The 12,367-nt window shown below is 66.3% G+C and carries 12 protein-coding genes, 2 tRNA genes and 1 pseudogene; 11 read left to right on the top strand and 4 right to left on the bottom strand.

All coding sequences use genetic code 11. The features are described from left to right. The 4 genes from HMPREF0043_RS10185 to HMPREF0043_RS04960 form a co-directional block, all read left to right on the top strand. Positions 1-527: hypothetical protein (locus HMPREF0043_RS10185; RefSeq protein ID WP_021601818.1), on the top strand; the 527-nt coding region annotated here is incomplete at its 5' end. A gap of 64 nt (positions 528-591) precedes the next feature. Then, positions 592-663: transfer RNA gene (locus HMPREF0043_RS04970), tRNA-Asn, on the top strand. Positions 664-755: 92 nt separating this feature from the next. Further along, on the top strand, positions 756-1,241 hold the full coding sequence (locus tag HMPREF0043_RS04965) for a peptide deformylase (RefSeq protein WP_021601817.1): 486 nt from the start codon (positions 756-758) through the stop codon (positions 1,239-1,241). Between the two features lie 118 nt (positions 1,242-1,359). After that, positions 1,360-1,863, top strand: a complete 504-nt coding sequence (locus HMPREF0043_RS04960) for a DUF3145 domain-containing protein (protein ID WP_040317890.1) — start codon at positions 1,360-1,362, stop codon at positions 1,861-1,863. Positions 1,864-2,030: 167 nt separating this feature from the next. On the opposite strand, the gene HMPREF0043_RS04955 is transcribed toward HMPREF0043_RS04960, so the two are convergent. Further along, positions 2,031-2,279, bottom strand: coding sequence for a hypothetical protein (locus HMPREF0043_RS04955; RefSeq protein WP_040317889.1), 249 nt, complete (start codon positions 2,277-2,279; stop codon positions 2,031-2,033). 67 nt (positions 2,280-2,346) lie between these two features. Here HMPREF0043_RS04955 and HMPREF0043_RS04950 point away from each other — a divergent pair, with 67 nt between their 5' ends. Both HMPREF0043_RS04950 and HMPREF0043_RS04945 read left to right on the top strand, forming a co-directional pair. Then, entirely contained in the window at positions 2,347-2,964 is a 618-nt protein-coding gene (locus HMPREF0043_RS04950) for an L-threonylcarbamoyladenylate synthase (protein ID WP_021601813.1), read from the top strand. After that, the gene (locus HMPREF0043_RS04945; protein WP_040317888.1) at positions 2,961-3,611 is read left to right on the top strand and encodes an HAD hydrolase-like protein; all 651 of its coding nucleotides are present in this window, start codon (positions 2,961-2,963) and stop codon (positions 3,609-3,611) included. Before HMPREF0043_RS04950 ends, HMPREF0043_RS04945 begins: the two co-directional genes overlap by 4 nt. Here HMPREF0043_RS04945 and HMPREF0043_RS04940 read toward each other — a convergent pair. Further along, positions 3,608-3,934, bottom strand: coding sequence for a YbjQ family protein (locus HMPREF0043_RS04940; protein ID WP_021601811.1), 327 nt, complete (start codon positions 3,932-3,934; stop codon positions 3,608-3,610). The two genes, HMPREF0043_RS04945 and HMPREF0043_RS04940, sit on opposite strands and share 4 nt — an antisense overlap. Positions 3,935-3,967: 33 nt before the next feature. After that, complete coding sequence (gene aceE / locus HMPREF0043_RS04935) at positions 3,968-6,712, bottom strand: pyruvate dehydrogenase (acetyl-transferring), homodimeric type (protein ID WP_040317894.1); 2,745 nt, start codon at positions 6,710-6,712, stop codon at positions 3,968-3,970. Between the two features lie 240 nt (positions 6,713-6,952). On the opposite strand from aceE, the gene HMPREF0043_RS04930 reads away from it, so the two are divergent. The 4 genes from HMPREF0043_RS04930 to HMPREF0043_RS04920 all read left to right on the top strand — a co-directional run bounded on the left by HMPREF0043_RS04930 (position 6,953) and on the right by HMPREF0043_RS04920 (position 9,821). Next, positions 6,953-7,351: a DUF3052 domain-containing protein gene (locus tag HMPREF0043_RS04930; protein WP_232206037.1), complete on the top strand. Its 399-nt coding sequence runs from the start codon at positions 6,953-6,955 to the stop codon at positions 7,349-7,351. Positions 7,352-7,432: 81 nt separating this feature from the next. Further along, positions 7,433-7,509, top strand: a tRNA-Val gene (locus HMPREF0043_RS04925). A gap of 279 nt (positions 7,510-7,788) precedes the next feature. After that, the gene (locus HMPREF0043_RS10625) at positions 7,789-8,394 is read left to right on the top strand and encodes a hypothetical protein (RefSeq protein ID WP_021601807.1); all 606 of its coding nucleotides are present in this window, start codon (positions 7,789-7,791) and stop codon (positions 8,392-8,394) included. 557 nt (positions 8,395-8,951) lie between these two features. Continuing rightward, the gene (locus tag HMPREF0043_RS04920) at positions 8,952-9,821 is read left to right on the top strand and encodes a siderophore-interacting protein (protein ID WP_021601804.1); all 870 of its coding nucleotides are present in this window, start codon (positions 8,952-8,954) and stop codon (positions 9,819-9,821) included. 110 nt (positions 9,822-9,931) lie between these two features. On the opposite strand, the pseudogene HMPREF0043_RS04915 reads toward HMPREF0043_RS04920, so the two are convergent. After that, positions 9,932-10,776, bottom strand: a pseudogene (locus tag HMPREF0043_RS04915) (PhzF family phenazine biosynthesis protein). A 170-nt stretch (positions 10,777-10,946) separates the two neighbouring features. On the opposite strand from HMPREF0043_RS04915, the gene HMPREF0043_RS04910 reads away from it, so the two are divergent. Further along, positions 10,947-12,347 (top strand): DUF1266 domain-containing protein, encoded by a 1,401-nt coding sequence (locus HMPREF0043_RS04910; RefSeq protein ID WP_040317886.1) that lies wholly within the window; start codon positions 10,947-10,949, stop codon positions 12,345-12,347. The last annotated feature ends 20 nt before the right edge of the window (positions 12,348-12,367 follow it).

The following is a 12,367-nucleotide window of genomic DNA, read 5'->3' as shown; positions in this document are numbered from 1 at the left end:
GCCGGGATGCGGTGAGCGGCCTGATGCCCGGCGCGCGGCGGGTCCGCGCCGTCCCGGGGGTCGCGGGCAGGCCGATCGCCGCCGCCCGACTGGAGGGGCCGAAGGGCTCCTGGCTGGCGGTCTTCGCCGAGCGCCTCGCCGTCGTCATGGACGGCCAGGTGGAGGACAGGCGATGGCACGAGTTCGAGGCCGCCGCGTGGACGGACGCGACGCGGACCCTGTCCGCGTCCTTCGTCGACGACCGCGTCGCGCCGCTGCGCCTGGTCGTCGCCGAAGGGGAGGACGAGAGGATCGCCCTCGTCGTGCGCGAGCGGATCGAGCACTCCATCGTCTTCCAGGAGCACGCTGACCTGCCGTCGGGGCTCTCCGCGCGCGGCCTCGTGCGCCGCGACGCCGACGGCTCCCTCTTCACCCAGATCGTGATCGACGGGCAGCCGGACGCTCGGGACGAAGCCGATCTCGACCGGCTGGATGCGTCCATCCGGGACGTCGTGGGGATGCCGCCGGCCGACCGCGACGGCCTGTGATACAGGTCGCTTCCCCAGGATTAGGCCGCCTTCGGGAGTGCTGCTACAGTTTTCATGTTCGCATTCCCGCATAGCTCAATGGCAGAGCATCCGACTGTTAATCGGACGGTTGCTGGTTCGAATCCAGCTGCGGGAGCAGATCCGAAAAGGCCAGGCGCTCAGCCTGGTTTTTTCGTCGCACTCTCCCCGACATGGGCGCGCCCGTGCGGGATGGCATAGAATTCTGGCATGGCCTTCCGTGAGATTCGTATTGTCGGCGACCCGGTTCTGCGCACGCCGTGCGCGCCCATCACGCAGATCACCCCCGGTGTGCGCACCCTTGTCGAGGACCTGCTGGAGAACGTCGACGAGGACGGGCGCGCGGGCCTGGCCGCCAACCAGATCGGAGTCTCCCTGCGCGCCTTCTCCTGGAACATCGAGGGCGAGATCGGCTACATCCTCAACCCGGTCATCACCGCGCTGTCCGACGACCGCTACCAGGACGGCGACGAGGGCTGCCTGTCCATCCCCGGACTGTTCTTCCCGACCAAGCGCTCCTGGTACGCACGCGCCGAAGGCATCGACGTCGACGGCAAGGCGAAGGTCGTCGAGGGGGAGGAGCTCATGGGACGCTGCATCCAGCACGAAGTCGACCACCTCGACGGGCACCTGTACGTCGACCGGCTGGAACGGGACGTCCGCAAACAGGCCATGCGCGCGATCCGCGACCTATAGCCGCGACCGTGCCGGATGGACGGCGGAACTGGCGCTCTACCGCGAAGTATGGCAAAGTGGAATCGCGTCCTGCGTTCGGGTGACAAGGGGAAAGCCACCCACCAGCAGGAGGAACGCGATGACGAAACACGCCACACGGGGCGTCATATTCATTCACTCGGTGTCACCGACTGTTCAACCGCATGTTGAATGGGCGGTATCCAGTGTACTCGGCTATGAAGTCCACTTCGAGTGGACGACCCAGCCGGCACAGCCGTCCATGAACAGGGCTGAGATCTCATGGGTCGGCGAGGTCGGCACGGGGGCCATGCTCGCCTCGGCGCTCGGCGGCTGGGAGCATCTGCGCTTCGAGATCACCGAGGACTGCACTGCGGTCACCGAGGGGGGCCGCTGGTCGGCGACCCCCGGGCTGGGGATCTTCTACGCCCAAACCGACATCATGGGCAATGTGGTCATCCCGGAGAACAGGATCCGCGCCGCGGTCGAACTGGCCGGAGGCGACCCCGACGAACTCCGGCGCCTGATCGACCTCGCGCTCGGCCAGGCCTGGGACGACGAGCTCGAACCCTTTCGATACGCCGGAGCGGGGGCGCCCGTCCGCTGGCTCCACCGCGTCGGGTAGGCGCCGGGCCCGGCGCCTCTACGCATTCTGGAGATTCGCACTCAGAGCGGGCCTCCCCCGGGCGGCCCAGAGAGCCGGAGCCGCCTTCGCTCCCGAGACGGCTCCCGCCTTCGAGCGGGCTTTCGGCGCCCGTGCCCATCGCCTCGCCCCGGCCCGCGCCCCCTTCTTCATGCGCCTGCGCGGCGGTCCGCGGCCTGCGTCTGGACGTCGGCCAAGTCCACGAGGTCCTCGACGGTGGAGGCTCCCTGAATGTCGGCGTCGAGCAGCGTCGTCGCAGCGGCCTTCTCCACGGCCACGGCCACGACCCACCGCGTGACCGCGTCGACGCAGTCCAGGCGGAAGCCCGGCCCTCCGTCCTCGTGGCCTTCGCGGCTGAGCGCCTGGCGTGCCGCGTCGTAGAGTGAGTCCCGATCCATCGTCCCTCCTCGGGTAAGCTCGTTGTATGTCAGCATAGTTGGCGGCGCCCGACATGAAGGAGTTGAGATGGCGCGTTACGTTGAAATCCACCCCGTCGATCCGCAGCAGCGGCTCGTCGACAAAGTTGCCGAGCACGTCAGGAACGGCGAGGTGATCGCCTTCCCCACCGATTCGGGATACGCGATCGGCTGCTCCCTGGCCAACAAGGAGGGCCTGGACCGGATCCGGGCGATTCGGCAGGTCGGAGACCGCCACCACTTCACCCTCCTGTGCCACGACTTCGCGCAACTGGGCCAGCTCGTCATCGTCGGGAACTCGGAGTTCAGGCTCATCAAGTCCCTCACGCCGGGGCCGTACACGTTCATCTTGAAGGGCACGAAGGACGTGCCGCGCATGACCCTCAATCCCAAGAAGCACACGGTCGGCGTGCGCATCCCCGACCATCGGATCACGCAGGCCATCCTCGCGGCGGTGGGCGAGGCCATGCTCTCCTCCTCGCTCATCCTGCCCGGCGAGGAGGACCCCATGACCGATGGCTGGGAAGTCAACGACACCCTGGGCCACCTCGTGGACGTCGTCGTCGAAGGCCCGTGCGGCACGGACGGCCCGACGACGGTGGTGGACTTCGTCAAGGCCAAGATCGCCCGCCACGGCGCCGGAAGCGTCGAGGGGATCAGGCTGTGACGCCTGCCCGTCCGGTCCTCTTCGACATGGACGGCACGCTCACGGACTCCCTCGCCATCATCACGGCCTGCTTCGATCGCACCATGCGCGAGGAGGCGGGCGTCGTCCACGAACCCGCCTTCTACCGGCGCTTCATCGGGCCGCCGCTGCACGACTCCTTCGCCGAGCTCGGAGTGGCCGACCCCGCGCGCTTCGTCGCCGAGTACCGCCGGCGCTACGCCGAGACGATGCTCGACACCCCGCTGTTCCCCGGCGTCCGGGAACTGCTGGAGCGGCTTGACGCCGCCGGCGTGCCCATGGTCGTCGCCACCTCGAAGAAGGAGGAGGCCGCTCGCGCCATCGTCGAGCACCTGGACGTCTCCCGCCATTTCCTGGCCGTCTGCGGCGCTGACGAAGTGGGCGGCAGAGTCGCCAAGCACGAGATGGTCGAGGACGCGCTGGCCGTGCTGGCCGAGCGGGGGATCGATCCGGCGTCCGCGGTGATGGTCGGCGACAGGAAGTACGACGTCGATGGCGCCGCCGTCCACGGGCTGCCGACGGTCCTCGTCGAGTGGGGGGCCGCCCCCGCCGAGGAGTACGCGCTGGCCTGGCGGACGGTCCGCACCGTCGACCAACTGGCTGAGCTGTTGATCGGCGCGGCCCCCTAGCCTCTGTAAGAGAGCGCCACCGCCGTGCCGGTCATGGAGACCATGAGCATGTCGCCCTGCCCGAGGACTTCGTAGTCGAGGTCGACGCCCACGACGGCGTCGGCCCCCAGCCTCTGCGCGCTCTCGACGAGCTCCCTCTGGGCGCTCTCGCGCGCCGTTAGAAGCTCTTCCTCGTATCCCTGCGAGCGGCCGCCGAAGAGGTTGCGCAAGCCCGCGCCGATGTCCTTGACCAGGTTGACGCCCGCGATGACCTCTCCGGTGACCAAGCCGAGGTACCGGTCGATCGTGAAACCTTCGATGCTGTTGGTGGTGGTGATAATCATCGGGGTGCTCCTAGTCGGATTGTCATCTGGTCGTCAGGCCGGATCGTCCAGCACGGGTTCGGCCGCGTTGGGGTTGAACAGATCGTACTGGTCGATCGCCCGCTTGACCACGCCTCGGTCGATCTTCCCCTGGTCGGCCAGGCCCTGGAGGGCGCGCACCGCCATGGAAGCGGCGTCGATCGTGAGGAACCGGCGGGCAGCCGGCCTGGTGTCGGAGAACCCGAAGCCGTCCGCGCCCAGCGTGTAGTAGTCGCCCGGGATCCACTTCGCGATGGAGTCCTGCACCTGGTGCTCGAAGTCCGACGTCGCCACGAACGGGCCTTCGGCGCCCTGCAGCTTGCCGGTCACATACGGCACTCGAGGCTCGTCTTCGGGGTGGAGGAAGTTGTGCCTGTCCGCCTCCAGGGCGTCGCGCCGCAGCTCGTACCACGAGGTGACTGACCACACGGCGGCCTGAACGCCCCAGCGGGCCAGGAGGCGCCGCGCGCGGACGGCCCACGGCACCGCGACCCCCGAGGCGAGGAGTTGGACTCTGTGCCCGTCCCCCTCGGCGGAGCGCACCAGATGGATGCCCTTGAGGATTCCCTCGCGATCGACCCCCTCCGGTTCGGCCGGCTGGTGGATCGGCTCGTTGTAGACCGTGAGGTAGTACATGACGTTCTGGTCCCGGCCGTCGGAGCCGTCTCCGTACATGCGCACGATGCCGTCGTGGACGATGTGCGCGATCTCGTAGGCGTAGGCCGGATCGTATTGGACGATCGCCGGGTTGGTCGAGGCCAGGACGGGGGAGTGCCCGTCCATGTGCTGCAGGCCCTCGCCCGCGAGGGTCGTCCGGCCCGCCGTGGCCCCGACGATGAATCCGCGCGCCATCTGGTCGCCGGCGGCCCAGAACTGGTCTCCAGTCCGCTGGAAGCCGAACATCGAGTAGAAGATGTAGAAGGGCACCATGGGCGTGCCGTGGGTGGCGTAGGAGGTTCCGACGGCCTGGAAGGCGGCAACCGAGCCCGATTCCGAGATTCCCGTGTGCAGGAGGATGCCTTTCTCCGACTCCTTATAGGACAGCAGGAGGTCGTGGTCCACCGACGTGTACCGCTGTCCCTGCGTGTTGAATATCTTGCCGTTGGGGAACATGGCGTCGAGGCCGAAGGTTCGGGCCTCGTCGGGGACGATGGGCACGATCCGGTGCCCGAAGCCTCCGTCCCTGGCCAGATCTTTTATGAGGCGGACGAGCGCCATGGTCGAGGCGACTCTCTGCTTGCCGGACCCGGCCTTGATGGCGGAGAAGTGCCTGTCGGCCGGCATGTCCACTCCGCCGGCCAAGACCCGCCGTTCGGGGAGGAATCCGCCTAGGGATGCCCGTCTGTCGAGCATGTACTTCATGGCCGGCTCGTCGGGCCCTGGCTTGACGTACGGCGCCTCGTAGGGGTCCTCGAGCTGCGCGTCGGGGATGTCCAGGTGCAGGGTGTCGCGCAGCAGCTTGAGGTCCGCCGCGTTGAGCTTCTTCATCTGGTGGGTGGAGTTGCGGCCCGCGAAGTTCGTGCCCAGCGCGTAGCCTTTGACGGTGTGCGCGAGGATGACGGTCGGCTGGCCCCTGTACTCGGTCGCGGCCCGGTAGGCGGCGTACACCTTGTGGTAGTCGTGCCCGCCGCGCTTGAGCGCCCAGATCTGCTCGTCCGTCCAGTCGGAGACCATGGCCTTCGTGCGCGGGTCGCGTCCGAAGAAGGAGTCGCGCACGTATGCTCCGTCGTTGGCGCGGTACCCCTGGTAGTCTCCGTCGAGCGTCTCGTTCATGAGATTGACGAGGGCATGGTCTTTGTCCGCTTGGAGGAGCACATCCCATTCGCGGCCCCAGATGACTTTGACGACGTTCCAGCCGGCTCCCTTGAAGAAGGCTTCGAGCTCCTGGATGATCTTGCCGTTGCCGCGGACCGGGCCGTCCAGGCGCTGCAGGTTGCAGTTGACGACGAAGGTCAGGTTGTCGAGGCCCTGGGTGGCGGCCAGCTGCAGAAGCCCGCGAGACTCGGGCTCGTCCATTTCCCCGTCGCCCAGGAAGCACCAGACCCGCTGGCCGTCGGTGCCCTTGATGCCCCGGCCGTCCAGGTATCTGTTGAACCACGCCTGGTAGATCGCGGCTGCCGGGCCGATCCCCAGCGACACGGTGGGGAACTCCCAGAAGTCCCGCAGCTGGCGGGGGTGGGGGTAGGAGGGCAGGCCGCGGCCGCCCGAGCGGCGCGAAACCTGTTGGCGGAAGGAGTCGAGGTCCGCCTCGCTCAAGCGGCCCTCGAGGAAGGCGCGCGCGTAGTTCCCCGGAGAGGAGTGGCCCTGGAAGAAGACCTGGTCGCCCCCGCCGGGATGGTCCTTGCCGCGGAAGAAATGGTTGAGTCCGACCTCGTAGAGGGTGGCCTGGGCCGCGAAGGACGAGATGTGGCCGCCGACGGCCAGGCCCGGGCGCTGCTGGCGGGTGACCATGACGGCGGCGTTCCAGCGGACCCAGCGTCGGAACTGGCGCTCCAGGGCTTCGTCCCCCGGATAGAAGGGCTCGTCCTCGACGGGGATCGTGTTGACGTAGGGCGTGACGAGGTTGCGGGGCACGCTCACGCCCCGGTGGCGCGCCCGCTCCTCCAATCTCATGAGGACGTAGCGCGCCCGCTGGGGTCCTCCCGTCGAGATGAGGTCGTCGACCGATTCGATCCACTCACGGGTCTCCTCGGCGTCGATATCGGGCACCTGGTTAAGCTGGCCGTTGACAAGCGGCGACATCCCTGTCTGTGAGCTCACGAATTCTCCTGTGTCGTCGTGGGATCCGGGCATCGTCGCGGAGAGCCTGGCGACTCGAATCCACAGTGGCTTCGACGGGACCGGCCGTCGCCTCGGCTGCGGCCGAGGCGGACGAAAGTCCCATAATGTATGCCCCAGTCTAACCGTCTTTCGGCCTCGGGCTCACGCCGCGGTGGTTTTACGCGGGTGTGAGGTGCTTCGCCATTTGCGAATTCGCTTCAAATGCGGTGGGCTATGACCATGAGTTCGTTGGGTTTCGCATCGGGAAGCGTAATTCAGGAGTTTGGCTACGACGACGATGTCGACGAGGCCGTTCGCGCACAGATCGAGGAAGAGACCGGTCAGGAGCTGGTCGACGAGGACTACCGCGACATCGTCGACGGCGCGGTCGCGTGGTGGCGCGACGAAGACGGCGACGTCGACGACCTCGCCGACCTCTTTCTCGATATGAAGGCCAACCTCGAGTCGGACGTGTCTCCGTGCTGGGTCCTGGTTCCGGGAACGCGCAGCCCCGGCTACGTCACCGCCGACGTCATCAAGGACGCCGCCGAGACGGCTGGTCTCATGGCGACGACGAGCGTGGCCGTCGGCGCCGCGTGGATGGGCGTCAAGCTGACGGCGAAGGGCCCTAGACGCTAGAATGACTGCTCGCGGCATCCGCAACGCCGTTCGGATGCCGCTCAGTGCAGCGGGCGGGGCGCCATGGCGGCCCACCCGTGTGGGCCTGTAGCTCAGTCGGTCAGAGCACTGCGCTTACACCGCAGGTGTCGTCGGTTCGAGTCCGGCCGGGCCCACCACAGGCTCCGTGATTATCATATGTCGTTGCTGGAGAAGGCTGATAAGTTGTGGATGTGCACGAGCGAATCTCCGAGATCGCCGGAACGGGAACTTCTCGCTGAGGGTATCGTCATCATTCATGAGATTTTCGGGGCTGTAAAGGACGCTGAATGTCTATGTCTCCCCGTCGCGCATTAGCGTACAGCCTGTTTTTGGAAGTGGCGTCAAAGGTGGGAATATTCGTATTTCTGTGGTATATCATTTAACGAGTATATATTTATGAGGTGTAGAAAATGAACATGAACAAGATATTGCCCAGAATCGGAGCAGCAATCGTTACAATCACAATTTTTCTTTTTGTAATCTTTTTAATTATTGATTTTTCATTTGGCTCCTATTTTGTATGTATGTTTTTATCGATAGGATATATTATGATGGTTGCAGGATTTAAATACGAATGTGCTGATGATCGTCGAGTAGCTGCGAATATAGGAATGGTTCTAGCTTCTATTTATGCGGTATTAATACTTTTAGTATATTTCGCACAGACCACAAGTGTTCGCCTGGATGAGTTAAATGAACAGTCCTCGGCTATTTTGGATTTTAAACGAGGCGGCCTAATATTTAATTACGACTTATTAGGGTATGGTATAATGGCTCTTTCCACATTCTTCACTGGACTATCCATCAAGGCAGACCGCACGAGTGACAAGTGGCTGAAATGTTTAATGATAATTCATGGTATATTTTTTATCAGTTGCTTTTTTATGCCGATGACGGGTGTCTTCAGCAATGCATCAATTGGAGAATCAAGTAGTGGCGGAGTCATTGCATTGGTTTTTTGGTGTGTTTATTTTCTGCCGATAGGTGTTTTATCATATTTTCATTTTGGAGAAGCAAAGTGACAAAATCCAGTTTTATCGAAATGCTTTTAACCTAAAAAACGGCGGAATAATTTTGTTATTCTGTTGTTTTTTACGTTACGTCACTATGGAGAGTGCTCGGCGGCTGATGAGGGTGTTGGGACGGTATGGCGACGACGAGAGATGAGTGAATTGCGGCTGGCTGAACGGCTTCTTTGACAGTGATGAGTGCGCCGTCTGCCGACGGTTCTCTGCTTGGCGTCCGCGCCTGCGGGGTTGTCGCTCATGCGCCACCTCGGCTGGAACGGACGGGGACGCTGGCGGTGTGGAGGTAGCGGCGGAAGGTTTCGGCATGTACGCCGACGTTCACTCGGGGCGCGTGTACTGCGTTCTCATACGATGCGCTGTGGCCTCGGGCGTCGGCAACCGCCTTTTGCTCGCTCTCCACTGCGACGATCGCATCGGAGGACCCAGGAGATGGCAAGGGGCGCCTTCGCGATCGTCGCGTCCGCTATCGCGGAGGCGCCCCTTCCCTCCCATGGCCGTCCCCATTAGGATTGCCTTACGCCTAGCACGTCGAGTCGTGGAACGAGGAGCCCATGGGTGTCAAGGACGCAGCCGTCGGAGGTTTGATGCACGGCTTCCGGGCGGTCGCCTCCCGTTTCAGGGACGTCCCGCCCAAGCCGCGGACCCACAGGTGCTTCGCCGTCACCGTGAGCGAGGTCGCCGACGTCGCGGCGCACCTTCGCCGGATCACGGTTCAAGCCCCCGAACTCCGCGACTATCGCCCCACCGGCCCCGACGAGTACTTCGGCCTCGTCATCCCCCCGGCCGGGAAGGACCTCGTTCTGCCCGAGCCGAAGGGGCTGAACATCCGCGCGGAGCTGGGGGCCATCCCCGAGGAGTCCCGGCCCGACCTGCGCTGGTACACCGTGCGCTCGCACGACCCCGCCGCCGGCCGTCTCCTCATCGACGTCGTCACCCACGGCGACAACGGCCCGGGATCCGCGTGGGCCCTGAGGACCGGCCCGGGCGACGCGGTGGGCCTGCGGACTCTGACCTCCGCCTGGCGGCGCACCGAAGCGCCGCAGCTCCTCGTGGCCGACCCCTCTTCGGCGCCGGCGCTTCGCGCCATCGTCGAGGCGTGCTCTCCGGTGTTCCGAAGGCGGATGCACGTGCGCGTCGTCGGCCCGGGCCCGGAGTACTTCGAACCCGGCCTGACGTCCCTCGAGCCGGGCCTAGCCTCGATGGACGTGCTCTACGCTCCCGTCGAGGAGAGCGCGGCCGCCGTAGTGGAGAACCTCCGTGACGCCGGGCCGCTCGACGTCGGGTACGCCTGGCTGTGCGGCGAAGCCGGTCTGGCAAAGGCGGCCCGCCGGCTCGTGGTCAGGGAGTGGGGTGTGGCCAGAACCGAGGTGCTCTTCTCGGGCTACTGGCGGCGGGCGACTGCCGCGCACGGAGGGAAGTGACTGACGGCCGTGCGGTCGGAGGCCGCGCGAAGGCGGCGATGCGCACCGGCGGCGCACCCTCGACGGCGGCGTCCCCGCAAGGGAGGAAGCTTTCCCCGGCTCGTCCGCGGTCACATCGCGACCTCCCCGACGATGCGCGTAATGGCGGCGCCGCCCACCCAGACGGCGCCCTCGACGTGCGAGACCGTCAGAAGGCCCGCGCGCCCGACACGGGCTCCCTGGGATACCGTGTAGGGGAGGGGGACGTCCCCTCGGGCGAGGAACCACTGGCCGATCGAGGCGTTGAGACTGCCCGTCACCGGGTCCTCGGCCACGCCGGCCCCGGGGCGAAGGCGCGGACCTCGTAGGCCGCCTCGCCGGGGCCCCTCCGGCCGCGCGCGCCGACGACGCCGACCATCGCTTCCGGAAGCCCGGAGAAGTCGGGTTCCAGTGCGAGGACCTCTTCGGCGCTGGAGACCTCGACGGCGGCCCATCCGGGCCCGTCGTCCACCCACTGGTGGTCGAGGATCCGTCCGGCGTCCACCCCCAGCGCCGCGGCGATCTCGGCGAGCCGATCCTCCTCGATCGGACCGCTGCGGCGCGTCGCGGGCGCTTGGAAGGCGAGGTCCGCGCCGTCGCAGACGATCGGCACGAGCCCGGCGCCGCATTCCTGGACGATGCGCCCCCGCGCACGGGGCGTTCCTCCACTGTCGAGCCAGGCCCGCGCCGCGCCGAGCGTGGGATGCCCGGCGAAGGGAAGCTCCTGGAAGGGCGTGAAGATGCGGACGGCGTAGTCGGCGTCGGGGGAGGATGGCGGGAGGAGGAAGACGGTCTCCGACAGGTTCGTCCACCGGGCGAAGCGCTGCATGAGCTCGGCCGGCAGATCCGTTCCGTCGACGACCGCTGCGAGGGGATTGCCCAGGAAGGGGGCCGATGCGAAGACGTCGACCTGCTTGAATTCGCGGGGGCGGGACACAGGCCGTCCTTTCGCTCGGGACGATTGCCGCCCTCCGATTCTAGCCGTTGCACGACATGCGGACGGTGTATCGCGTAACCTATCGGTATCGAAGAAACGAAGACATGCCTTCTATTCGAGGGCCGAGCGTTGGACAATAGAGTTGACGCAGCTTAGAGAAAAGAGATCGCGTGAAATCCGAATACATGCTCCTATGTGCTCCCTATCGTTTCGCGTCGTCCTATCCGGGGCTCACTCGCGGCCGCCGCGTTCTGGGCGTCGATGACGCAGCGCTTTCGCCGGCGCAGGCCCGGGCGGGAGACGGCCTCCTCTCGGTCGTCCCGGCTCCGCCCGACCCCTCGGCCGTGCGCCGGTGCCTCAAGGAGAACTTCAACGTCGTCGACGCCGACTCGACCCGGTCCGCCGTCGACGACCTGGCCGCGGGCCGCTATCGGGTCAATCCCCAGAGCTTTCAGACCGTCTTGTCCGCGATAGTCGAGCAGAGCGAAGCCGCCGGCGACATCGCCCGGATCGCCGGGGACCGCGGGCCGCAGGGGTTCGACGACTGTCGGATCGTCGATCTGCTGGCGAGGGCCTACGCCGGCGGCCTCCTCGACGAGGCGGCCTTCGTCCAGGCCCTGTCCGGCCAGGGCGAGCGGATCGCGGCCTCCTACTCGGGGTGGGAGCAATACCATGCCTCCTGCGCACTGGGCGAAATGGTCCACGCGGGGACGGCGGGCTGGCTCGTGGGGCGCAGGGAGGACTTCCTGACGGCGATCCTCGAATGCTGCTTCCCCCTCGCCCAGGCCTTCGACCGCGCCTCGTACTGGCCGAAGGCCGACTTGCGGGAGGTCGGCCGCCTCGTCTCCGCCCTCCTACCGCCGAGTACGGTCGGCGCCGTGGCTCCCGCCGCCCTCCCCGCCTCGCAGTCCGCGGGCCCGCCGGCCCACGAATACCCGCAGCCGGCCGCCGAGCTCCTCGGCGAGCGGGCGTCCCTCGGGCGCACGGTCTATCCGCGCGCGGCCGCGCTCGCCGAATACGCCCTGTGGGGGCCCGCCCGCCAGGCGGGAGTCGACTGGATGCTGACGGGATGGGATCGAGAGGACCTCGGCGTGCTCCTGCCGATGCCCGTCCCCTCCCCGCAGGCCGGTCGGATGTTCTGGATCGAATGGTCCAAGGACAGCAAGGGCCCCTACGAAGGAGTCCAGTTCGCGCGGCTGAGCACGAGCGTGAGGTGCCGCGCCCTGCTGACGGACGCCTGGGTCTACGACCGCGAGAAGAAGCCCTTTCGCAAGACCGTCATCACGCCGATCCCCTGGGAGCGTGCCGCCTTCACGGCGGAGACCACCCCCCTGGGGTCGATCAAGATCCTCCTCAACGGCCGCAAGGTGGGGCTGATACCCGAACCCGCCTACGACATGATCGGAGAGCCCAGAGACCGCTTCCTGTCCGTCAGCCCCAAGGAAGGCGAGGCCTTCCTGGCGCCATACCTCGAGCGCCTGAACGGCGTCCTGGCCGAACTCGGCACGCGGGTCCGCCGGTTCTCCGAGGAGCACTCCGAGGACGGCGGTCGCCGAGACGGCCGCGCGTGAGACGCGTCGGAGCCGCCCGC

This window comes from Actinobaculum sp. oral taxon 183 str. F0552 (assembly GCF_000466165.1).
Classification (GTDB): domain Bacteria; phylum Actinomycetota; class Actinomycetes; order Actinomycetales; family Actinomycetaceae; genus Peptidiphaga.
This window is presented reverse-complemented; position numbering and strand designations above follow the sequence as displayed.

What these genes read in the sequence shown, in the direction of transcription:
- HMPREF0043_RS04965 (WP_021601817.1), top strand. Translation starts at nt 756, where the DNA reads ATGGCCTTCCGTGAGATTCGTATTGTCGGCGACCCGGTTCTGCGCACG.
- HMPREF0043_RS04960 (WP_040317890.1), top strand. Translation starts at nt 1,360, where the DNA reads ATGACGAAACACGCCACACGGGGCGTCATATTCATTCACTCGGTGTCA.
- HMPREF0043_RS04955 (WP_040317889.1), bottom strand. Translation starts at nt 2,279, where the DNA reads ATGGATCGGGACTCACTCTACGACGCGGCACGCCAGGCGCTCAGCCGC.
- HMPREF0043_RS04950 (WP_021601813.1), top strand. Translation starts at nt 2,347, where the DNA reads ATGGCGCGTTACGTTGAAATCCACCCCGTCGATCCGCAGCAGCGGCTC.
- HMPREF0043_RS04940 (WP_021601811.1), bottom strand. Translation starts at nt 3,934, where the DNA reads ATGATTATCACCACCACCAACAGCATCGAAGGTTTCACGATCGACCGG.
- HMPREF0043_RS04930 (WP_232206037.1), top strand. Translation starts at nt 6,953, where the DNA reads ATGAGTTCGTTGGGTTTCGCATCGGGAAGCGTAATTCAGGAGTTTGGC.
- HMPREF0043_RS10625 (WP_021601807.1), top strand. Translation starts at nt 7,789, where the DNA reads ATGAACAAGATATTGCCCAGAATCGGAGCAGCAATCGTTACAATCACA.
- HMPREF0043_RS04920 (WP_021601804.1), top strand. Translation starts at nt 8,952, where the DNA reads ATGGGTGTCAAGGACGCAGCCGTCGGAGGTTTGATGCACGGCTTCCGG.